The sequence below is a fragment of the Arcticibacterium sp. SM2516 genome (genome assembly GCF_057914865.1).
This window is the reverse complement of sequence record NZ_CP195290.1, coordinates 2,251,424-2,274,118: the sequence shown is the minus strand read 5'-3', so window position 1 is coordinate 2,274,118 and position 22,695 is coordinate 2,251,424. Positions and strand designations below refer to the sequence as shown.

The following is a 22,695-nucleotide window of genomic DNA, read 5'->3' as shown; positions in this document are numbered from 1 at the left end:
TAGATTAAAGTGAAGAATTGGTAGATATGTGACTTTTAAGCTTACTGCTTTAGTGCGTCTATAGGTACTTAGCCTTAGGTTTCGGTTCTGAAATGGTTAGTTGCAAACGTTTGTAAAGAAAATTGTGGAAAAAATTTAAAAACGTACCCAATACCTGTTGGTTTTGATTTGAAAGGAGAGGAAATCTAGGTGATTGTCGAAAAAAACAGCCAAGGGGTATAAGATTAAAGACTTGTTCATGATTAATCTCACATATTTGTGCATCATCTAATTAATAAAAATTCTATATGAAAAAATATTCGTTTATCCTTTTGCTTGTACTTAGTACATTTTTAGTAAAAGCCCAAACTTGGAATATTGACAAATCTCATTCAGGTGTAAGCTTCGAGATTACACACTTGATGCTGTCTGATGTCAGTGGTAAGTTTAAAACTTATGATGTTAAGTTTACATCTGCCAAAGAAGATTTTTCTGATGCGGTCTTTGAGTTTAGTGCCGATGTGGCAAGCATAGACACAGATAATGAAAGGAGAGATGGACACCTTCAAGGTGAGGAGTTTTTTGATGTCGCCAAAAATCCTAAGGTAATTTTTAAAAGCACCTCTTTTAAGCATGTTTCGGGTAAGAAGTATACCATGACGGGTAACTTAACCATGAAAGGTAAGACTGCTCCTGTTACACTTGCTGTTACTGTTAACGGACCTGTTGTTAATTCCAAAAGTCAGAAACAGATGATTGGCTTGAAGGCTAGCGGTGAGGTTGACCGTACGGTTTACGGAATAGGTGACAGACCTGCTTCAGCCTTGAGTCATGAAATTCAAATAGTGGCTGCAGGTGAGTTTACGAAGGACTAAAACCCCTGTAATTTTTATCCGAGAAGGTCGGAGTCTTTAGAAACTTCGACCTTTTTTTTGTCAAAATCTAAATACATAATATGGTTAGGATTAGTATGTGACGGTGAAATTTGGAAGTCGTATTTGCCCGCTATCTGAAAGCCAATTTTAGAATAAAAGTGAATAGCCTTGGCGTTTTCCACCCATACGGCTAGCCAAAGACCCTGTTGCAAGTGATTTTGAGCATATTTCAGATTAAAACCCAAGAGTTCTAAACCTAACCTTTTACCTTGAAATGCTTTGCTCAAATATATTCTATCTAATGTGGCTGTGTTTTGTGGTTCTAAGTTAACGTTAGGATTGTCAAGTTTTAATTTAGAAAACCCAGCAGGCTCCTGGTGATGGTAAATGATATGGTAGATGTTGCTTATCTCTAGTAATTCAGCCTTTAGAGCATCTTCCGTATAATTTCTGCTGATGTATAGGTCAATGTCTTCCTTTGAAGCACTATGACCGTGGGCATCTATCCAAGCTGTCTTTCCGATTTCTAAAATAGCAGAGACATGCTCCACTGTCGCTCTGATTATTGAGGTCATAAAATAGTTTCAAAATATTTTAAAGGCCGATACTAAAACAATTCCGCTAGAAAAGAAAAGTAGCAAGTAGGTTTCCCTATTTGCTTCCAATTTAATAGTAAGAATGTTTCATTTCTGAAGGATGGGTTTCCCGTCTTTTGAGTAGTCATGGAGCCAGCCTTTGGGTTATGCTGCGTATTCCTCCTAGTTGGTTTTAAATCCTCTTTTAGGGCTAGCTTTAACACACTATTTGTGTATGCCTGGAGGGTAGAATAAAATCATAATCCTTCTTGTTCTCACTATGTTAAATCGTTCTTTGCATGGCCCACGCCCGGTATTAATTTATGGATACTTAAAAGCGAAAATTAAGGTTAGTGTATTGCGAAAAGCTTAAACTTTCAGTAGTCAATGAACCTATAACTGCCTTCGCAGATGCACTTTCTCTTCATTCCAATAAATTTTGTATTTGAGAGGCATCTCTGGCTAAGGTTAGCAAATAATCGTTTTTTACATAATCCAGTTTTTTTGTATTTGCTTCCCTTTCTAAGAAATTGATTTGGTCAGTTTTATGGAAATACATAAAAAAACAGGCTCCCTAAAGAGAGCCTGTTTACATAAAGCGTTAAAACCAAGGCTAAACCTTAGGCTCCCATCCTTTCTCATATTCTCTTCCCCAAAGTTTCATAGCTTCTACACTTTTCGGCTTGCCGTTACTAGTGTCTATATGGAGCGTTTCGCCAGTTTTCTGAGCCATGTTTCCTAAATGACATAGAAGGGTACTTTTCACCGCTTCATCTATTGGAGAATTAAGCGGAGTTCCTTTTTGAATAGCATCCACAAAGTTTTGCATGTGGTAGTTATCCAGTCCAGTAATTCCTAAGGTATCAACAGACGAACTACTGTTTCGCTCATTTTCTATTTGGATAACTCTATTGGCCTTATCATATAAGATATAGCCACCACGGTCTACCACTGCGGTACCTTGTGTTCCATATATCCAAGTTCCTCTTCCGCCTGGTCTGCCATGTACATCCATGCCATTACAGCTTTTACCTTCCCAGCTTATCATTTTATTGCCATCAAATTCATAAGAGGCGTTTTGGGTATCATAGAATTCCCAATCGTCCTGTTGTGTAAATCGACCGCCGGACGAACTAACTTTAGTAGGGATATCAACACCTAGGGCATACCTAGCGATATCCATTTCATGTAGTCCATTATTGTTTATTTCTCCTGTTCCCCAATGCCAAAACCAATGCCAATTATAATGTACATAATTATCCATTAGTTCTCTCCTTGGAGCAGGTCCTTGCCATAAGTCCCAATTAAACTCTGCAGGTACCGCCATTTTTTTTCCAGTTCCAATACCCCCTCTATTGCTCTCATACCAAGCTTTAGCATAATATACATCGCCTATGATGCCTTCGCGTAGGTTCTTAACCAAACTGATAGTAGTGGGAGCTGAACGCTGTTGGTTTCCTATTTGTAATATTTTTCCAGTTTTAGCAACGGTGTCTTTCAGCCAATAGCCTTCTTGGGGATTATGACAACACGGTTTTTCGAGGTAAACGTCTTTACCTGCTTGCATAGCCATCATGGCCATAGGTGCATGCCAGTGGTCAGGTGCGGCTATACTCAAAACATCTAAATCCTTATTATCTAAAATTTTTCTGAAATCAGAATAGGTTTTGGCATTTCCTAGAATAGATTTGAATTCAGTTTGTACCCTAGCGAAAGTTCTAGCGTCTGGGTCAATTAAGCCAATCACATTCAAAGATTTACTTAATGACTTGGCCATGGAAAGATGAGCTCTACCTCTACTATTTACACCGGCTGTAGCCATGTTGATTCTGTCATTGGCACCTAAAATTCGAGCGTAACTTTTGGCAGAAAATGCCAAACCAGCCGCTCCTAGGGCAGATGTCTTAATAAATTTTCTTCTTGAATTGAAATTTGATTTCATTTAGATAAGGAATTGGTTGAACTTGAATCAAAAAGTAAGGATTGTATTTCAGTTATGAAAATGTGGGCTCTAATATTTTTTGAAAAAAGCAATTTCAATATCAGAATGGGGTATCTTTATATCAAAGAGCCATTCTGCATCATATATGTGCAATCAATTGTACACGCTGATAAGATATGATAGAGCAGAATGAATTACGTCTTTTATCTATTTCTTAATCTTCAAGATATCAAAATAAGTCCAAAATGCGTAGTATTGGCGTTTGAACAAAATTAACCCGATGAAAAAATACGTTTTAAGAGTCTCCATGTTTGTTTTTGCGGCCTTGCTAGTGTGGTCTTGCATGAAAGTAGCCAATAAACCAGGTGGATTGATTTCTAAATTTGCAGATAGCGAAAATGCCGCACTTACCGCTCGAATTGAAGGTAACACGCCTATAACCCTCGCAGAAGGACTTAAGATTAGTTTATGGGCTACAGATTCTTTAGCTCCAGATCCTATTGCCATGTCTATTGACGATCAAAATAGAATTTATTTAACAAGAACCAATCGTCAGAAAAATTCAGAGTTTGACATTAGGGGCCACCGCGATTGGATGACGGAGTCTATCAGCCTTCAATCTGTAGAGGATAGGAGAGCATTTTTACGTAGAATTTTTTCTGCCGAAAACTCTAAGGAGAATGAGTGGTTAAAAGATTTAAACGAAGACGGTGTTCACGATTGGCGTGATTTAACTGTTGAAAAAGATGAAATCTGGCGATTAGAAGATACAGATGGAGATGGCAGAGCAGATGTTTCTACACAGGTTTTAAGCGATTTCCATGAAGAAATTACGGATGTGGCAGGAGCTGTTTTAATTAGAAGAAATGATGCATTTATTGGTATTGGTCCAGATTTATGGAGAATAGAGGATACCAATAAAGATGGCCTTTACGACAAGAAAACGTCTATTGCCACAGGTTTTAATATACATATTGGTTTTGGAGGTCATGGCATGTCGGGTTTGATAGAAGGGCCAGATGGTAAAATTTATTGGGGTATTGGTGACCCTGGTTTAAGCATGACAGACCAAACAGGCAAAAAGCATCATTTCCCTAACCAAGGTGTGATAGTTCGTTGTAACGCTGACGGCTCAGATTTTGAGGTGTTTTCTCACGGTCATAGAAATACGCATGAATTTGTTTTTGACGAATATGGTAACATCATAAGCTCAGATAACGATGGTGATCATCGTGGAGAGTCTGAGAGACTTGTTCATATAGTAGAAGGGAGTGACTCAGGCTGGAGAATAAACTGGCAGTTTGGGAAATATACAGATGATAAAAACAACGGTTACAAAGTCTGGATGGACGAAGAAATGTATAAGCCAAGATGGGAAGGTCAGGCTGCTTATTTCTTACCTCCAATTAGGAATTATCACAACGGACCTACAGGAATGCAGTTTAACCCTGGAACAGCTTTGGGGTCAAACTGGTTGAACAAATTTTTCTTGGTAGAGTTTACGGGTTCTCCTTCTAGAGCACACATTTGGTCTTTTGACTTAAAGCAAAAAGGTGCCAGTTTTGATTTTAACTCAGAAGTTGATATGGTGGCGGGTGTATTGGCCACAGGCATAAGGTTTGGAACAGATGGAGCATTATATGCTGCTGACTGGATAAACGGCTGGGATACTAAAAACTACGGTAGAGTTTGGAAAATAGACGTGAAAGAGTCGGATTTAAAAGCAGAAAGATTAGAGACCAAACGTTTGATGACCTTGGATTATGAAGCTCAATCTGCAGACCAGCTTTATAAATTACTCTTTAATAAAGACATGAGAATTCGTCAGAAAGCTCAGTTTGCTTTAGCCGCAAGTGGAAATTCTGCCACTTTATTAAAAGCAATGGCTCAAAAGGAGTTTCAATTGGCGAGAGTACACGGTTTGTGGGGTATGGGTCAAATAGCCGCTAAGAACAAGAAAGTGGCGACTGAAATAATGCCTTACCTGAATGATAATGATGGAGAAATAGTTGCTCAAACGGCCAAGGTGATCGGTGATGTAAGATATAGTGGAGCTTCCGCAAAATTGACGAACTTATTGACCTCTTCAAATCCTAGAGTTCAATTTTATGCCGCTCAAGCTTTAGGAAGAACAGGGGAGAAGTCTGCTGCCGATGATTTAATCAAAATGATTGAAGTCAATAATGATGAAGATAATTATCTGAGACATGCGGCCGTTTTGGCTTTAAGTAGAATTGAAAATAAAGCTCCCGTTTATGCCATGCAAAAAAGTGCTTCTAAAGCAGTGAGAACTGCGGGTGTTTTAGTGCTTAGGAAATGGCAAGACCCTAAAATAGTAGCCTATTTAAACGACAAAGAAGAGTATATCGTAGCAGAAGCTGCAAGAGCCATCAATGACGATTTCTCTATTGAAGCCGCTTTACCTGCCTTGGCTGAACTTATAAATAGACCAAATTTGACTTCTGAAGTTATTCTTAGAAGAGCTATTAACGCTGCTTTAAGAGTAGGAGGCGATAAACAGCTGAACGATGTGCTGGCTTATGCTCAAAATGGCAATGCCCCAGAAGCAATGACGGCAGAAGCACTGGCGGCATTAGGAAATTGGGCAGAGCCATCAGTTTTAGATAGAGTAGATGGCAGATACAGAGGTGCGGTGAAAAGAGATGGTGAGAAAATTAGAAATGTGGTTATACCTAAAATGGAATCATTTTTAAGTTCTGAAGACCCAGTTGTTTTAGCAGCCACGGCTCAGTTACTGAAAGATTTAGGAATTAGAGGTTATAATAATTCTTTAGCCGCCATTTATGATAAAACGAATTCAAGCGATGTGAAGTCTGGTGTTTTATCGGCTTTAGCTTCTTTGAAATATCCACAGATCGGTGATTTTGTCAATAAAGCACTAGCAGATAAAGACAGAAACGTAAGAACTACGGCCTTGGGAATGCTTAACGAGGTGAATATCTCTGCCGATTTATTACCAGAAATGGTGAATTCAGTTTTAGAGAAAGGTAGCCAAAGAGAGCAACAGCAGCTTTTACAAAGTTTAGGTACCATGCCGTTGGCAAAAGCAGAAGTTGTTTTTGGCCAATTATTAGATAAACTAAAGTCGAATAAGATTGACAACGCGGTTAAGTTAGATTTGTCGGAGGCTATAGAAAAGAGTGGTTCTACAGCATTGATAGCCAAACTTAATGTGGTGATGCCTAAAGGCAATTTGCTGGAAGAATACAGTGGTGTGTTAACTGGTGGAAATCGTGCTGAAGGCGGAAGATATTTCAATAATAACTCCACTGGACAGTGTATTAGATGCCATGTGGTAAACGATGCAGGAGGCACGGTAGGGCCAGACCTGAGCAGTATTGGTAAAACGCTAAGCCGTGAGCAAATTGTAGAGTCTTTGGTAGACCCAAGTGCTAGATTATCTCCTGGTTTTGGAACCGTATATTTGACGCTTAAGGATGGTCAAGAGGTCGTAGGTATTTTGGCAGAAGAAAGAGCCGATGAATTAATTATTACCACGGGTGATGCAGAGCCACTTGAAATTCCAATTTCAAGAATAGCGAAGAGAGAAAATATGCCGTCTGGTATGCCTCCAATGGGCAGTATCATGAGCAAAAGAGAAATGAGAGATGTTGTAGAGTTTTTAGCGAACTTAAGAAGATAAGTTTAGCTTTTTTCTTTCAATCAAAATCCGTATTTCAGATGGTGAGTCTGAGATGCGGATTTTTTTATTTTAGAAGTAAAGCCATAAAATCCTTGTCAATTCCATAAAATCCCTTTCTGCCGATTTATCCTCAATTAGGAGCACAGGCAGGAGTGTTCTATTCAGGAGGAAAAATTAATCAAAATTATACATCTCCTTTACTTTCTTCTTTACCTTAATAAGTCTGATAAAGCCTAAGATTAAAATCAAAGGAAATAGTCCAATAAAAGCCCATCCTAGCTCCCGTATATCAGTGAAGTAATCTAGTTTTAGAAAAGTAAGCCCAGTAACTAGAAAGACAAAAGAAGTTCTGAAATAAGCTAGAAAAGTACGTTCGTTAGCCAAATGAGTTCTTTCAATAGCCAATTTGTCGCGAAGTATAAGTTCTAATTTTTCTTGCATGACGTGAATATAATGTTCTCGGATAAAAATGTGTTAAGCTTGGATGTCTTTCCCGTATTTTCGGAAGAATTATTTTCTTAGTATTGTGATTGTATAATACGTTTAACCCTAGACTTAATTAAATTTCTGTAAATGAAAAATGTATCATTCGTATTTCTTCTTTTTTTAGGTTTTAGCCTTAGCCTTTCGGCTCAAAATATGCCTAAAATTACGATAGAAGGAAACAAATTTATAAAAGAAGGCCAGCCATTTGTATTTCGAGGATTAAATATTTCCGATCCCTATAATCTAGATAATAAAGGGCACTGGGATAAGCGACTTTTTGAAGAACTGGTGTCCTGGGGTGCCAATGTTGTTCGTTTTCCAGTTCATCCTAAATCATGGAGGGCTAAAGGACAGGAAGGCTATTTAAAACTTTTGGATGAGGGCATTGCCCTAGCCCAACAGCATGGTCTTTACGTGATTATGGATTGGCATAGTATTGGGAATTTAAGAACGGAGATGTATCAAGCAGATATGTATGAAACCACCAGAAAGGAGACTTTTGAGTTTTGGAGAATTATAGCAGATAGATATAAAAATAACACTGCTGTAGCCTTTTATGAGATTTTTAACGAGCCCACCACCATACAAGGGAAATTAGGAAACTGCACATGGGCAGAGTGGAAGGATCTGAATGAAGAGATTATTGGTATTATTAGAGCCAATGGCGGAACAGGCATTCCTTTAGTAGCAGGATTTAATTGGGCTTACGATTTGACAAACGTGAAGTCGAATCCCATAAATGCCGTAAACATAGCTTATGTAGCCCATCCTTATCCACAGAAAAGAGCCAAACCGTGGGAAGTGCAGTGGGAGAATGACTGGGGTTTTGTGGCCAAGACCTACCCATTAATTTTAACAGAAATTGGATTCTCTTTAGCGGAAGAGCAAGGAGCTCATATTCCAGTAATTTCTGATGAAACTTATGGTGATGCTATTACCAAATATACGGCGGAAAGAGGCATTTCTTATGTGGTTTGGGTTTTTGATGCCAACTGGGCACCACGTATGTTTAAAGATTGGGAAACCTTTGAACCTACCACACAGGGCAAGTATTTCAAAGGAGCTTTGAGGAGATATAATGCTTTGAAATAATAGTCTTTAATTCCCTGAGATAAGAAAGCCAATAGATTGAAGAAAGTAAATTTTAGACATTTAGAATTTCTTGTTGATTATGATTACAACAAAAGTAATTATGAAATAAAAAATCCTGAAGGTGCATCTAGTTGCCCTTGTAGCGGTTGCCAAAACTATATAGCTCAAAATCGTAATGTATTCCCGGAGGAATTGCTGTCTTTTTTTGAAAAAGTAGGTATAGATTTCCTAAAGGATTTTGAAACTACTTTTTCTCATAAAAGTGATGAAGGAAAATATGAGTACTCTGGGTCTTTTTATTTTAATGGGGTGATTTTAAATTCATTTGTTAAAAATGTTAAATATATCAGCCAGTTGACTAATATTTCTGTGAATGATAATTTCAGAATTCACTTTGAATATGACACTCAAAGTAGAGATTGGAGGAGTGATAACCTCATGTATGTTTTGGTTAGCTGTAGTCTTCCTTGGGTTATTGATCCAGCTTTAGATGACTATTAAAGTGCATTGGGATCTTTAATTTGTATCATTATTATACAAAACTACCCTTTGCAGCCCTGTGGCATGCCTTAAGGGTATAACTTTGATAATGAAACATCAGACATCAAATCCCAATTAATATGTCACATTCGCATCACCACCACAGTCATTCTCATAGCCATACAGATGGCACCGAAAATATATCAACCGCTTTTTGGTTGAATTTATCCTTCACCGTCATCGAAATTATAGGCGGAATATTTACAAACTCTGTGGCTATTCTTTCTGATGCCCTGCATGATTTGGGCGATAGTCTGTCACTAGGGCTGGCTTGGTATTTTCAGAAAAAGTCAAATAAGGGAAGAAATAAAACTTATACGTATGGGTATAAGCGTTTTTCATTGGTTGGTGCCTTGGTGAATTCCATCGTGCTGGTCATTGGTTCTGTTTTTATGCTGACCGAGGCCATTCCACGCCTCATGAATCCTGAAAGCTCTAATGCTCAAGGGATGATAGTTTTGGCCATTTTTGGTGTGATTGTAAATGGGGCCGCTGTTTTCAAACTAAAGAAAGGGTCCTCTTTAAATGAGCGGGCTGTAATGCTTCATCTTATGGAGGATGTTTTAGGCTGGGTGGCCGTATTGATTGGGGGTATTTTGATGTACTTCTTCAAATGGGAAATCATCGACCCACTTTTGTCTGTTGGTATTACGGGCTATGTACTGTTTAATGTGTATGGAAATCTAAAAGGGGTTTTTAGGGTGATTTTACAGGGTACGCCAGAAAACTTTGAAATGGATGATATCAAACCAAAACTCAAAGCCATTGATGGTGTTTTAGATATTCATGATGTACATGTTTGGTCTATGGATGGCGAGTTTAATGTTATGACGGTGCATACGGTGGTCAAAGAAAATACCAACCAGGTAGCTATAAAAAAAGCCATAAGGCATAAACTGCAACACATGGAGGTGGAGCATGTAACCATAGAGATGGAAACAGAAAACGAAAACTGTGGTATGGAGGACTGCTGTGGGTCATAAATGAGAGTTAACTGTAAGTTGGCGAACGCAATATTTATAGATCTAGAGGAGCGGAATATGAATAGAACAGTCAGTTTAAGAAAATATTTGTTTGGTGTGATTTAGCCGGATGGCTGATTTCACCAAAATTATTCAAACGCTTCTTAAGGGTCTCTTAAATACTAATTAAAAGGGAGAAGGCGTTATTTTGGCGAGGATTTTGACTTTGTTCCTATCATTATACTTAACGCATGAAAACGCTCCTTACTGCTTTCCTGATCACTATTATGTTAGGCTGCAAAGCTGATGAAGACCTACCAGAGGGGATTTTAGATGGTGAGCTCTATTTTCCGTCGGGAGCAGTTTGGGACACGGTAGACAAGTCCCTTTTGGGTATTACAGACAAAGAGTTGGACGGCTTGAAGACCTTTCTGGAAACCAATAATACAAGGGCATTCCTGATATTGAAAGATGGGAAAATTGTGATGGAAGAATATTTTGGGAAGGATTTATTGAAAGTTAGCGATTTTAATCAAGAAAGTATATGGTACTGGGCATCGGCTGGAAAAACGTTGACTGCCTTTACCGTGGGTTTGGCTCAAGAGCGGGGTTTATTGAATATTGAGGATAAAACTTCTAAATACTTGGGTGAAAAATGGACCAGTTTACCTTTAGAAAAGGAGAACTTAATTACGGTCAAAAATCAACTCAGTATGACCTCTGGTTTAGATATGAGTGTGGCAGATTCCCATTGTTTTGAGCCTTCTTGTTTGCAATATGCCGCAGATGCAGGTACAAGATGGGACTATCATAATGGCTCATATACCTCACTGCATGAGGTGCTGGCCAGTGCTAGTGGTAAAAGTTTCGAGGCCTTCTTTGAGGAAAGTTTAAGAGATAAAATAGGTATGAATGGCGTGTGGCGATTTATCGGAAACGACCATGTGTATTTATCTACCCCTCGCTCATTTGCCAGATTTGGTTTATTGGTGCTGAATAAGGGAAACTGGGACGGTGAAATTATCATGTCAGATAAAACCTTCTTTGAAGAAATGGTCAATACTTCACAAAACCTGAATGAGTCTTATGGCTATTTGTGGTGGTTAAATGGAAAGTCTACGGCAATGGTACCGGGTTTACAGACTGTTTTCAAAACCATGCTTACGCCAAGTGCTCCGCACGATATGATAGCAGCGATGGGTAAAAATGGACAGATTTTAAATGTTATTCCTTCCGAGAATCTCATTGTGATTAGAATGGGAGATGCTTCAAGTGACCAAATAGGACTAACCTTCCAAAACGATTTATGGAAGGAATTGAATGCCATTTTAGATTGAGTTAATGCTATCAAATTTGCAATTAGGTTGTTAGTATTAAGTAATACGTCTAATTTGAGTATTTAAATTCAACTGGAATGAAAAGATACTTTTTAGGACTTTTATTTTCTTGTTTTGTGGCATCTGGTGTGGCTCAAAATCAAGCTAATATCACTTATGGAATAACGCCAGAGCGAGAACTAAAATTAGATGTTTATCTGCCGAAAGGCGTTGATAAGCCTATTTTGGTGGTTTGGGTCCACGGCGGAGCTTGGCACTCAGGAAGTAAAGAAAACCCTCCCTTAGATTTATTGAAAAGAGGCTATGCCTTAGCCAGTTTAGATTATCGTTTAAGTGTAGAAGCACCTTTTCCAGCAATGCTTTTTGATATCAAAGCGGCTGTCAGATTTTTACGAGGCAATGCTGAAAAATATGGTTATCAAAAAGATAAAATCATTATTTGGGGTGCTTCAGCAGGCGGGCATTTAGTGGCTTTGTCAGGCTTGACCAACGGGCTTAAGAACTTAGAAGGTAACATTGGCGATTATTTAGACGAAAGCTCGGATGTCAATCTGACTTTAGACTTTTTCGGTCCTACCGATTTTAAAACTATTTTAAGCCAATCCACATCGCATGGCATGAGTGTAAGAGCACCGGCTTTGGCTGTATTATTAGGAAAACCAGTAGAAATGGTTCCAGAATTGGCCGTACTGGCAAGTCCAGTATTTCATGTAGATGCTACAGATCCACCCTTGTTTATAGCTCACGGAAATCAAGATAATCAGGTGCCCATCAATCAGTCGATTGAGCTTTGGCAAAAGCTAAAAGAGCATGGTGTAGCTACACAATTTGAGATTTTAGGGAATATGGGACACGGTGGAGTCGATTTTTCAAGCGATGAGTTTATGGATAAGGTGGTGAGTTTTATAGAGGAGAACCTCTAAATAGATGATGAATAAAATGACTTTTAAAGAAATAGTAGAAGCACGCAGGTCTATCAGGAAATTTGATACCGAACATGCTTTTAAGCATGAAACGGTGAAGGAAGCCTTGCGATTAGCTCTGCTTTCACCAAACTCTTCAAATTTGCAAACTTGGGAGTTTTACAGGGTGAAATCAGGGGATAAACTCAAACTTCTTTCAGAGGCCTGCCTTAACCAAGGGGCTGCAAGAACAGCTTCTGAGATGGTAGTTTTTGTGAGTAGGCATGACCTGTGGAAAAAGCGAGCCAACTGGAACGCACAGCAGATTAGGAACAAAATAGGGGAGCGGAAAGAGCTGACCAAGCGAGAAAAGAGAGGTATTCATTATTATAAAAGCATGATGAAACTTTTCTATGACAATTCGCTTTGGCCACTTAATTCCATTTTTAGGCAACTGGTATTAGCATGGCGAGTGGTAAACGGAAAACCTATGATGCGTTTCACGAGAAGAAATGACAGCAAGGTGGTTTCAAATAAATCGTTGGCGATAGCGGCTCAAACCTTTATGTTAGCCATGAAAGACCAAGAATACGACACCTGCCCCATGGAAGGTTTTGACTCGGTTTGGGTACGCAAAATCTTGAATTTACCAAAGTCGGCCGACGTTAGTATTATAGTAGCCTGCGGCAAAGGACTGCCAGAAGGAGTAACCAGTGAAAGGCTTAGGCTGCCTTATGATGAGGTCGTATTTGAAGTGTAAAAATTAGACCATGGAGGTTTTATACGCCATGGTCTAATTGAAATTAAGAACGCAAATTCGAAATAACCTATACCCCAGCGGGGTTTAAAGTGAATAGAAAACCTTGAAAAGAGATAAGGCTGTATTATTTGGCGGAATTTTGGCCGATAAAAGCCAAAATTGTTTCAAATGTTTTGACTGAAATGCTGTTACCAATTATCTCTATAGATTTGCATTGAACTCATATTAAATTACTGATTTTACTAAGCCGCCTTCCACTCTAATGGCAGCACCATTGGTGGCGGAAGCCAATTTGCTAACATAATAAGCTACAGTATCTGCTACTTCTTCAACCGCCGCAAAACGCTGGATGAGCGAAGTAGGACGGTCTTTTTTAAAGAAACCTTTTTCAACCTCGTCTACAGTTGTTTTACTTTCAGTAGCTAGTTTTTCTAAAAACTCTTCTACACCTTTTGACTTGGTAGGGCCAGGTAAAATAGAATTCACGGTTACCTTAGTGCCTTTGGTCAATTCCGCTAATCCACGGCAAACGGCCAACTGTGCCGTTTTAGTCATGCCATAATGAATCATTTCTTCCGGAATGAATACGGCAGATTCACTAGAAATAAAGATGATTCTTCCCCAGTTATTCTTGAGCATTTGAGGGAAGACGTGGCGAGAAAGTCTGATGCCACTCATTACATTAACCTCAAAAAGCCTATACCAATCTTCGTCAGGAATATCTGTAAACGCCTTAGGTTCAAAGATGCCGGCGTTGTTTATCAGTATGTCAATTTTTGGCAGTTTAGAAATTAAGTTATTAACTTCTTCTACTTTTGAAAAGTCAGCTGCAATACCAGAAACTGTGGCATTTGGATACTCTTTTTTTAGCTCCGCTATAGCCTTTTCAATACTTGCATCTGACCTTCCATTAATAATAACTTGAGCCCCTTCGTTTAATAATCTTTTAGCAGTGGCAAATCCAATACCTGCAGTAGAACCACTTATAAAAGCTATTTTATCTTTAATTCTTAAGTCCATTTTAAGTTGATTTTTTGTAATTGAAACATGCCGATTAGGCCTTCGTTTTAATACTTCTAGAATGAAGTTTTGGCTGAAGTAGTTCCTTTAAATGGAAGCTTATTTCGGTATCCTTTTTTAGGATATTAGTATCTATTGGGAATGTAATAGGAGAGACTCCTTCACATGAAAAAGCTCCATTTAATGATTAAATGGAGCTTAGTATGAAAATCGGAATACGTTATTTTACGGAGCCTGGTTTTCTTCGGTTCGCACCTTCGTTAGATGTTAAGTCGTCTCCTAAATCTGCTCTAGCTTCATCGGCTAAAGTCATCAGTCTTTCTACCACCTCAGGATAGTCTTCTTTTAAATCATAAGATTCTCCTGGGTCTGTATTGAGATTAAACAACTGCATTTCGTAAGGGTGGTCTCTCTTAGGAGAACCCATTTCGCCGTCTTTGCCGAATTTGGTGTTGGTATACGTTAATCCTGGGTGAGGTAGTATTAATTTCCAATTTCCCTCTCTCACACCTTCCAGGTTATTTTTTCCATAATAGTAGTAGAACTGTTTCCTTGGGTTTAGAGAAGTATCCTCGGTTAAGGCTGAAAGAAGGTTAATTCCATCAATTTTTTTCTCAGGAAGCTCTGCTCCTATAGCACTTGCCAAAGTAGGGAAGAGGTCAATGGTACTACTTAGTTTATTGAAAATAGCACCGCCTTCTATCATTTTTGGCCATCTGATTAAACAAGGCACTCGCATTCCGCCCTCAAAACTAACTTGTTTTCCTTCTCTAAATCCTCCAGCAGATCCAGCATGGTTTCCGAAAGTTAACCAAGGTCCATTATCACTAGTGAAAATAACTATGGTGTTTTCATCTAAACCATTTTCTTTTAGACTAGACATGATTTGCCCTACCGACTCATCAATTTCCATCATTAAATCACCAAAAAGACCTTGGTCGCTTTGTCCCAATTTCTCTGTAGGAACCGCAATAGGTACATGTGGCATATTATGAGCTAGGTAGATAAAGAAAGGGTTTTCTTTATTGGCATTGATATAATCTATGGTACTGTTGGTGTAAGTGGAAACGAGTTCAGCCTGGTCTGCTAAAGTCTTCATTTCTTTCACTTTTTCTGTACCGTCATAAAGATATAAAGGAGGCATTTTATATCTCCAAGTACTGGTATCTGTAGCGGCTTCACCATCAAAACCAACTGGCCACATGTCATTAGAATAGGGCAAGCCCAGATATTTGTCAAAACCATTGTTTAAAGGAGAGAACTCAGGATTGTCTCCTAAATGCCATTTCCCAAACATGGCGGTATTATAACCTACTCCTTTAAACATTTCGGCAAGGGTGGTTTCTTCTTGGTTTAATCCAATAGGCGAATTTGGGAAAAGGGCACCCGTAATTCCAACTCTGTTTGGGTAGCAGCCTGTTAAAAGTGCTGCTCTAGAAGCAGAGCAAACGGCTTGAGCAGCCAAGAAATTTGTAAGCCTAACACCTTCCGTTCCAATTCTGTCAATATTGGGAGTGCTAAAGCCTGTGGCACCATAGCTAGATAAATCGCCATAGCCCATGTCATCCATAAAGATTAAGATGACATTCGGTTTTGTGTTTTTTGACTCCTTCGTAGAACAAGATTGCAAAACGCAGATCGTGGCTAAAACTAAAAATATTTTTCTCATCGTATTCGTTAATTAGTAACCTTCGTTTTGAATCATTTTCTCATTAGAGTCCATCTCTCTTTGCGGTATTGGGAAAAGTTTTTGGTGCTCTTGGGCTGGTTTTCCTCTAGTCAAAGCGTTTGATATGAAGGTTCCGTATCTTATTTGGTCTTCTCTACTTTTACCTTCAAAGAAAAATTCAACAGCTCTTTCTTTTATAAGTGCTTGTCTTAAACTTTCTTTATTTAATGCTGCGAGTTCTAAAGACTTAATACCAGATCTATTTCTTACTTTATTAAGGAGATCAACAGATTCTTGATTGGCACCATTGGATTCATTGAGTGCTTCCGCTCTACTCAGAAGTATGTCGGCATATCTTATTTCCGGAGTATCTAAACCACTTTGAGCACCTGCTTGGTCTGGGTCTAGTTCATATTTATAAGGGATAGATTTGTTATTGCCATAGCCTTTTATCAATTGGCCAGAAACATTGACATACTCCGTTATAAACATTTCTTTTCTTTTGTCGTTTGCCTCAAATGAATCCAAGAAGGCATCAAAGAAAAAAGTATTTGCCGCAAAAATAGTCTGCCCTGGAAGTCTAGGGTAATCTGTAGGTAGCGTTAAAGCAGTAGTTTGGTTACCTGCGACATTCGTTACTGAAGGGTGAACCATTATCATTTCTTTATTTCCTTCATTGGCTATTTGGAATAAGCCTTTGTAGCTAGGAAACAGTTCATAATGATTCAAGTCCATGATTTTTTTGGCTGTTTCTGCAGCTTGAGACCATTTCTTTTGATTCATATACCATTTGGTTAAGATACCCAAAGCGGCACCTTTGGTGGCTCTACCATATTCACTTTGAACTAACGGCAAGTCGTTTGCTGCTTCAATCAAATTCGTTTCTACAAAGCTCTGGAATTCTTCTTCCGAGGCTTTTGGTTTTATTATTTCAGGGTCTGATGCCGAAGTGAACAAAGGACCTGGCCCAAAAAGCTTATAAATACGACTATAGCTAAACGCTCTTAAAAACTTAGCCTCTGCCGTTCTTGTTTTGATAAAATCTGAAGATGCGGTTACATTTTGAATGTTGTCCAAAACTAGGTTTGCATCACGAATTGCATTGTACTTCCTGTTCCATTCGCTGTTCAGAAATAAATTGTTTGCATCCCAGGTGAAGTTAGAAAGAGGAGCAAGATATGCATTCACAGTACCTCCTAAGCCCCAACACTCTCCGGTTGTAAAACCTGATAGCGTTAAGGACTCAAAGGGATCGTTGCCACGTGATGAAATGGCACTGGCATAGGCAGAGTTTAAAACTTTATCTATTCCACCGGCGGTAGAAAGTATAATTGAAGGGTCTAATTCCGAGTAAACTTCTTCTTCCAAAATGTCTTCACAAGAATTTAATGAAGTTAAACTGAGGGCACATAAGGCCACCATTATTATCGTTTTTTTCATAATATTATTCTTTATTTTTTTAAGTCAATTAAAAACCAATGTTTGCACCTAACTGAATTGATTTGGCTACTGGATAAGCATTGTAGTCAATTTTCATGTTGTTACGTCCGAATGCCGAAGCTTCAGGATCCCAACCTAGGTAATTGGTGAAAGTGAGCAAGTTTTGACCTGTGAGGTTCAAGTTTATACTTGAGATTTTTCCGTTAGGTTTGATTGGAACGGAATAATTTAATTGCAAAGTTTTCAATCTCAAATAAGAGGCATCTTGAACAGTTAGTGAGTTCACCTTATCGCCACCATAAGAACTTGGCAATACTCCAGATGGCCATTTGGCGTCTGTGTTTTCTGGCGTCCATCTGTCAAGATAAATTTCAGCGATTCTGTTTCTTCTGAAGTTAATAGGATACATGGCCTCTATCACATTCACGTTTATCAGCGATTGTTTAAACGCACCATAGAAGAAAATGTCAAGACTCAGGTTTTTGTAAGCAATATTATTACGAAGACCTAAGGTTAGCTTAGGAAACGGATTCCCTAGGATTTTCTGATCGTCAGGTGTTATTTTGCCATCATTATTTAAATCTGTAAAAATAGGATATCCTGGCTTAGAGTTAGGCTGTGCCGAATTGTTAATTTGCTCTTGGTTTTGGAAAATCCCTGTGAGTTCATAACCATAATAAGAGCTGACAGGAGAGCCAGGTTCTATAACACCGGTGTTACCAACATATTCAATATTACCAACTCTGATGCTTTCCAAATTACCTAAAGAGGTGACCTCGTTTTTAATAGAAGAGATATTAAACGAAGAAATCCATTTGAAACCATCTTTGTTGATATTGGTAGAATTAACCATAAACTCAACCCCACTGTTTCTCATGGCACCCACATTACTAAGAATAGTGGAGTATCCTGATGAGTTTGGCAGTGGAAGGTTTAATAATAAGTCTTTAGTATCTTTAATGAAAAAGTCTAAAGAACCATTAATTCTACTGTTGAGTAAAGCAAAATCTAAACCGGCATTATACTGTTCTGCAACTTCCCACTTTAAATCAGGATTTGCGATTCTAGAGGGTGCTATGGCACTAGATGTAGAATTATTCAAAACAGCAGCTGTGGCTGGAATCAATGTAGAAATAGAATTGTAGTTTCCTACATCTTGGTTTCCTGTTTGTCCCCAACTTAAACGAAGTTTTAAATCATCAAAAGTACTGTTCAGTATATTGTCTTCGCTCATTCTCCATGCAAAGGCAACTGAAGGAAAGTATCCGTATTTGTTGTTTGTTCCAAACTTGGAAGAACCATCGGCTCTTATAGATGCGGTAAACAGATATTTGCCATCAATGTTATAGTTTACTCTGCTTAAATAAGAAAGCAGGGTGCTTTCAACAGTATTACTGGAAAGGTTGTCGTTATTGTTATCTCCAAAGTTCAAGTTATTGGTAGATAAATTATCGGATGGGAATCCTTGAATTTCACCAGAAAACGAACGCGTTAAGAAATTTTGATAAGTTACACCGGCAAGTACATTTAATGTGTTTTTATTGAGTTGCTTATTGTAATTCATGGTATACTCCCCCAAGAAGTTAGACATGTCAAGCGTAGAAATGTTGGCTATTCCATTGGCTGAGCTACCAAAAATGGTTTTGGTATTATTATAAATGTCTCTACGTACACTGGTTACATCGTTTCCAAGGTTAAGTTTAGCACTTAAATCATTCGTTATTTTATAATCCAATACTAAGTTTCCAAAAGTTCTATTAGACTTGGTGTCAATATCTATCCCTTCCAAAAGAGAAACTGGGTTATTAACTGTGATGTTGGCAGAACGAGTCAAATTACCGTTTTCGTCATACACAGATTCTGTTGGGTCATAAGCCAATGACGAGTTAATAGGACCACTTCTTTCATTATTATGAATACCATCTGAGTTTGACTGGTCTTTAATCGTGGTCGTATTCAAGTTAAGTGATACGCTTAGTTTGTCAGTGATTTCTTGGTCTAGGTTTAACCTTGTTCCAAACCTTCCCATACCAGAATTCTTAACTGTACCCATCTGATTGAAGTAATTCATAGAAACATAGTAGCCTGTTTTACCAGACTTTCCAGAAATGGAAACATTATGACTATTGATAGGAGCAGGTCTAAAAATCAAACTCTGCCAGTCTGTACCTACGCCAATTTTACTGATTTCATCTGCTGTAAATGCTGGAACACCGTTTATCTCTTGTGAAAGACTGTTGGTGATATCAATGTATTCTTTGGTGTTAAGAACATCCATTCCTTTAGGCTGCAGCTGAATACCCGTTATCATATCGTAATTCACTTTTGGCTTACCGCTTTTACCTTTTTTTGTGGTTATTAATACCACGCCATTAGCACCACGAGCACCATAGATAGCCGTAGAAGAAGCGTCCTTTAAAATCTCAATAGACTCAATGTCATTAGGATTTAGAGAATTTAAAGGGTTTTTAGGATTAAGGTTACCCGTAATACCAGCTGTAATTTCAGTTCCTGTAGCACCTAAGGTGGTAGAGTTGTCAATAGGGAATCCGTCAATCACATATAAGGGCTCATTACTGGCATTGATAGAGGTAGCTCCTCTAATTCTGATCGACATTCCGCCTCCTGGTTCGCCACTAGTTTGAGAAACCTGTACGCCAGAAACTCTACCTTGAATAATTTGGTCTGGGGAAGCATTAGCTCCCTTATTAGCATCTTCTGGTTTTAAAGAAGAAACGGCACCAGTAACATCACTTTTTTTAACCGTAGCATAACCTACCACTATGACTTCATCTAAAAGACTGGTTTCTTCTTTCAGAATAATGTTCATTATAACGTTATTTCCAACAGGAATTTCTTGCTTTATGTAGCCAATGAAGCTTACCACCAAAACATCTCCATCTTCTACGTTACTGAGATTGTAATTTCCGTAAATATCTGTGGAGGCACCATTTGTAGTTCCTTTGATAACCACAGTGGCTCCAATTACAGGCTCACCAGATTCGTCTTTTACATTCCCCTTTAGGTTATTTGCCATGGTAAGAATAAGGTCTGTATCAGCAAAATGATCTCTTAATTTTAGCTTGCTGGTACTCTTGCTAATAGGTTTTAAAACCACTTTTTTCCCTGATATAATATAAGTGATATCCAGTGGAACGAAGAGCTTGTTAAAGACGGTTTGGAGCTCCGTGTTCTGTAAGTTTAAGGTTACTTTTCTGTTGGAATTTATAAGTCCAGAACTGTAAATAAAATTTACAATAGACTTATCTTCAATTTGTTTAAGTACATTTTCAATAGGTTCTTGAACAGCATTAATGCTTACTTTTTGTTCAAGGATATTCTGAGTATATCCGTCACTGGCGAAAGACATACTGAAAAAAGCTGCTGAAAGAATAAGCTGACTTATTGTTATTCGCATTAATTTTTCAAATAATCTACGAGGTCGTAGTATTTTATTCATAATTTTAAAATGTTTATGTTAAGATATTTTTAGCAAAAACCTCCGTTTCACTCTGAAAGGCCAATTTCTAGTTACGGAGCGTATAATTTTGGGGTATAATATGCCCCAAAATTTACTATGAGGAGTTATTCTTCATCTTATTTTGGTTAAGGGTTGACAGCCATTAGACTTTATGGTTATTACTTCATTTGATATTTTGTATTCTGCATTTAAGGCAAAGCATATAAGTCTCACTTTCTCTAGTAGGGGCTCATCTGAAAGCAATGCTGTAAGTTTACAATGTGCCATTTCTTCTTTATTATAATTTATCTCTACGCTATAAACGTCTTCTAGTTTTTTAAGAACTTCTATGGCAGGTGTATTCTCAAAATTGAACTTGACGGTCTGAATAGGCATATCTAGTTTTTTAGGAATGACAGCCGTTGGGAGCGTTAGTTTATACGATTTACGCTGAAATGATATAGTTTCATTTGGCTTTAGAATTAGGCCATCCAACTTTTTCATTTCCATCTTCTTCGCCTTGTTTTTGTCTTTTTGAGTGAAAACTTCAACAAGTCCCGTTTTAACGGTTATGTACGTTTCGTTACTTTCTGGAGCAGCGTGGATGGTAAAGCTGGTGCCTAATACCTTGGTGATAATTTCATTGGCAAAAACATAAAAAGGCTTCTCTTTATTCTTTGTTATTTCGAAGAATGCCTCACCAGAGAGAATAACTTCTCTGTTGGCGGTGTTGAATTTTTTAGGAGAGTAGCTGATTTTACTATTTGGCTGGAGTAAAACGGAACTTTCATCCGGTAAACTAACTAAAATGGGATGATTCGTTAGATTCATCTTTTCATAGATCTCGCCAGTTTCTTTTTGCGAATCTTTGATGAGGTTATTATACGAAACCTTGTTACTTCTGAAGTCGAACTGGTTCATTAGAAAAATGGAAACAATAAAAAGTGATGCTGCAGCCGCCAAAAAAAGCATGGCTTTAGGGTTCCAAGACTTTAGTTTAACAATTTTTACCGTTTGATTTTCAGAGATGTTCTTTATATCATGTAAAACTTTATTAAAAGCCTCATCCGCTTGTGTTACCACTTGAGGATGTGAAGATTCCCATTCGTCTAAATATTCAAAATAAACCTCTTGGTTATTGGCATCATGCAGCCATTCCTCAATGAGTTTATTTTGAAGAGAGGTGGTTTTTCCGTCAAAGAAGTCGAAGAATATATTTTTTGTAAGTGATGAATTCATTTGTTTTTTTTCTATTAGACAATTAGCATCTTTAAAACCCCACATTTATGCGGAAAGAATAAGCTATGCCGTCCATTCTGATTTTAGTTCTTCTTTAAGTTTAGTTAGTGCTCTACTAATAAGTCGCTCCACAGCACTTATAGTAATGTCTAACTCTATGGCTATTTCTGAGTACTTTTTACCTTCTAATCTATGTAATTGAAATGCCTTTCTAGATTGTTTGGGTAGTTTTTGAATGACCCTGTCAATCTTAATAGTGAGCTCCTGTAGTTGGAGTATTTCATCTGGTTTTAGCAGCGAGCTCTGGGTGTTGGCAATTGGAATGTTCTCTAAGGAATCAGGTTCTCTTGCCGTTTTATTCAGCTCGTGTTTGATATAATTAAAGGCTCTGTTTCTTACGGAGGTGTATAAATAAGAGCGATATGATGTTTTTATGTCTAAGTAAATTTCCTTGTGCCAGAATTGAGTGAAAATTTCAGCAACAATGTCTTCCGCCACTTGTTTGGCGTATACGAACCTTATGGCCTGATTACACAAGTTTTGATAATACTTGCGGAATAGTAGTTCAAAACCCTTTGTAGGAGATTTTAAGAATTCCTGTTGGATAAGATATTCGTCCGAAAATATTTTCACAGCATTACGCTCCCCTTCGAAAAGAGTAATCTTTCGATTTCGCTCCGATTGGTTTTGATTAGTATTTTCCTGATGGTTGGATAACATGTAAAATGTTTTTGTACTTAAGTAAGACAAAAT

Annotated in this window: 17 protein-coding genes; 8 read left to right on the top strand and 9 right to left on the bottom strand. The window is 38.1% G+C overall.

What is annotated here, in order from left to right; translation table 11 throughout:
• Window positions 1-287 precede the first annotated feature (287 nt).
• Window positions 288-854 (top strand): YceI family protein, encoded by a 567-nt coding sequence (locus tag ACSBFT_RS09455; protein WP_463046621.1) that lies wholly within the window; start codon window positions 288-290, stop codon window positions 852-854.
• 14 nt (window positions 855-868) lie between these two features.
• Here the strand turns inward: ACSBFT_RS09455 and ACSBFT_RS09450 are convergent, their stop codons facing one another.
• Window positions 869-1,429, bottom strand: a complete 561-nt coding sequence (locus ACSBFT_RS09450; RefSeq protein WP_489604414.1) for a GNAT family N-acetyltransferase — start codon at window positions 1,427-1,429, stop codon at window positions 869-871.
• Between the two features lie 613 nt (window positions 1,430-2,042).
• Window positions 2,043-3,371 carry a Gfo/Idh/MocA family protein gene (locus tag ACSBFT_RS09445; RefSeq protein ID WP_463046619.1) on the bottom strand — a complete coding sequence of 443 codons (1,329 nt, stop codon included), beginning with the start codon at window positions 3,369-3,371 and terminating at the stop codon, window positions 2,043-2,045.
• Between the two features lie 280 nt (window positions 3,372-3,651).
• Here ACSBFT_RS09445 and ACSBFT_RS09440 point away from each other — a divergent pair, with 280 nt between their 5' ends.
• Entirely contained in the window at window positions 3,652-7,035 is a 3,384-nt protein-coding gene (locus ACSBFT_RS09440) for a HEAT repeat domain-containing protein (RefSeq protein WP_489604413.1), read from the top strand.
• A 174-nt stretch (window positions 7,036-7,209) separates the two neighbouring features.
• Here the strand turns inward: ACSBFT_RS09440 and ACSBFT_RS09435 are convergent, their stop codons facing one another.
• Complete coding sequence (locus ACSBFT_RS09435; protein WP_489604412.1) at window positions 7,210-7,476, bottom strand: DUF202 domain-containing protein; 267 nt, start codon at window positions 7,474-7,476, stop codon at window positions 7,210-7,212.
• A 132-nt stretch (window positions 7,477-7,608) separates the two neighbouring features.
• Here ACSBFT_RS09435 and ACSBFT_RS09430 point away from each other — a divergent pair, with 132 nt between their 5' ends.
• The 6 genes from ACSBFT_RS09430 (at window position 7,609) to ACSBFT_RS09405 (ending at window position 13,114) form a co-directional block, all read left to right on the top strand.
• Window positions 7,609-8,613: a glycoside hydrolase family 5 protein gene (locus ACSBFT_RS09430; RefSeq protein WP_489604411.1), complete on the top strand. Its 1,005-nt coding sequence runs from the start codon at window positions 7,609-7,611 to the stop codon at window positions 8,611-8,613.
• A gap of 36 nt (window positions 8,614-8,649) precedes the next feature.
• The gene (locus tag ACSBFT_RS09425) at window positions 8,650-9,114 is read left to right on the top strand and encodes a hypothetical protein (RefSeq protein WP_489604410.1); all 465 of its coding nucleotides are present in this window, start codon (window positions 8,650-8,652) and stop codon (window positions 9,112-9,114) included.
• 119 nt (window positions 9,115-9,233) lie between these two features.
• A complete protein-coding gene (locus ACSBFT_RS09420) occupies window positions 9,234-10,136 on the top strand; it encodes a cation diffusion facilitator family transporter (RefSeq protein WP_489604409.1) in 903 nt (300 codons plus the stop codon).
• 230 nt (window positions 10,137-10,366) lie between these two features.
• Window positions 10,367-11,452 (top strand): serine hydrolase domain-containing protein, encoded by a 1,086-nt coding sequence (locus tag ACSBFT_RS09415; protein ID WP_489604408.1) that lies wholly within the window; start codon window positions 10,367-10,369, stop codon window positions 11,450-11,452.
• A gap of 77 nt (window positions 11,453-11,529) precedes the next feature.
• Window positions 11,530-12,375: an alpha/beta hydrolase fold domain-containing protein gene (locus tag ACSBFT_RS09410; RefSeq protein WP_489604407.1), complete on the top strand. Its 846-nt coding sequence runs from the start codon at window positions 11,530-11,532 to the stop codon at window positions 12,373-12,375.
• 4 nt (window positions 12,376-12,379) lie between these two features.
• On the top strand, window positions 12,380-13,114 hold the full coding sequence (locus ACSBFT_RS09405; RefSeq protein WP_489604406.1) for a nitroreductase family protein: 735 nt from the start codon (window positions 12,380-12,382) through the stop codon (window positions 13,112-13,114).
• A gap of 225 nt (window positions 13,115-13,339) precedes the next feature.
• On the opposite strand, the gene ACSBFT_RS09400 is transcribed toward ACSBFT_RS09405, so the two are convergent.
• The 6 genes from ACSBFT_RS09400 to ACSBFT_RS09375 all read right to left on the bottom strand — a co-directional run bounded on the left by ACSBFT_RS09400 (window position 13,340) and on the right by ACSBFT_RS09375 (window position 22,662).
• Window positions 13,340-14,134: an SDR family NAD(P)-dependent oxidoreductase gene (locus ACSBFT_RS09400; protein ID WP_489604405.1), complete on the bottom strand. Its 795-nt coding sequence runs from the start codon at window positions 14,132-14,134 to the stop codon at window positions 13,340-13,342.
• 220 nt (window positions 14,135-14,354) lie between these two features.
• Window positions 14,355-15,803, bottom strand: a complete 1,449-nt coding sequence (locus ACSBFT_RS09395) for a sulfatase family protein (RefSeq protein WP_489604404.1) — start codon at window positions 15,801-15,803, stop codon at window positions 14,355-14,357.
• A 12-nt stretch (window positions 15,804-15,815) separates the two neighbouring features.
• Window positions 15,816-17,243, bottom strand: a complete 1,428-nt coding sequence (locus ACSBFT_RS09390; RefSeq protein WP_463046609.1) for a RagB/SusD family nutrient uptake outer membrane protein — start codon at window positions 17,241-17,243, stop codon at window positions 15,816-15,818.
• 28 nt (window positions 17,244-17,271) lie between these two features.
• Window positions 17,272-20,703, bottom strand: coding sequence for a TonB-dependent receptor (locus ACSBFT_RS09385; protein ID WP_489604403.1), 3,432 nt, complete (start codon window positions 20,701-20,703; stop codon window positions 17,272-17,274).
• A 132-nt stretch (window positions 20,704-20,835) separates the two neighbouring features.
• Window positions 20,836-21,942 carry a FecR family protein gene (locus ACSBFT_RS09380; RefSeq protein ID WP_489604402.1) on the bottom strand — a complete coding sequence of 369 codons (1,107 nt, stop codon included), beginning with the start codon at window positions 21,940-21,942 and terminating at the stop codon, window positions 20,836-20,838.
• 63 nt (window positions 21,943-22,005) lie between these two features.
• A complete protein-coding gene (locus ACSBFT_RS09375) occupies window positions 22,006-22,662 on the bottom strand; it encodes an RNA polymerase sigma-70 factor (RefSeq protein WP_489604401.1) in 657 nt (218 codons plus the stop codon).
• Window positions 22,663-22,695 lie beyond the last annotated feature (33 nt).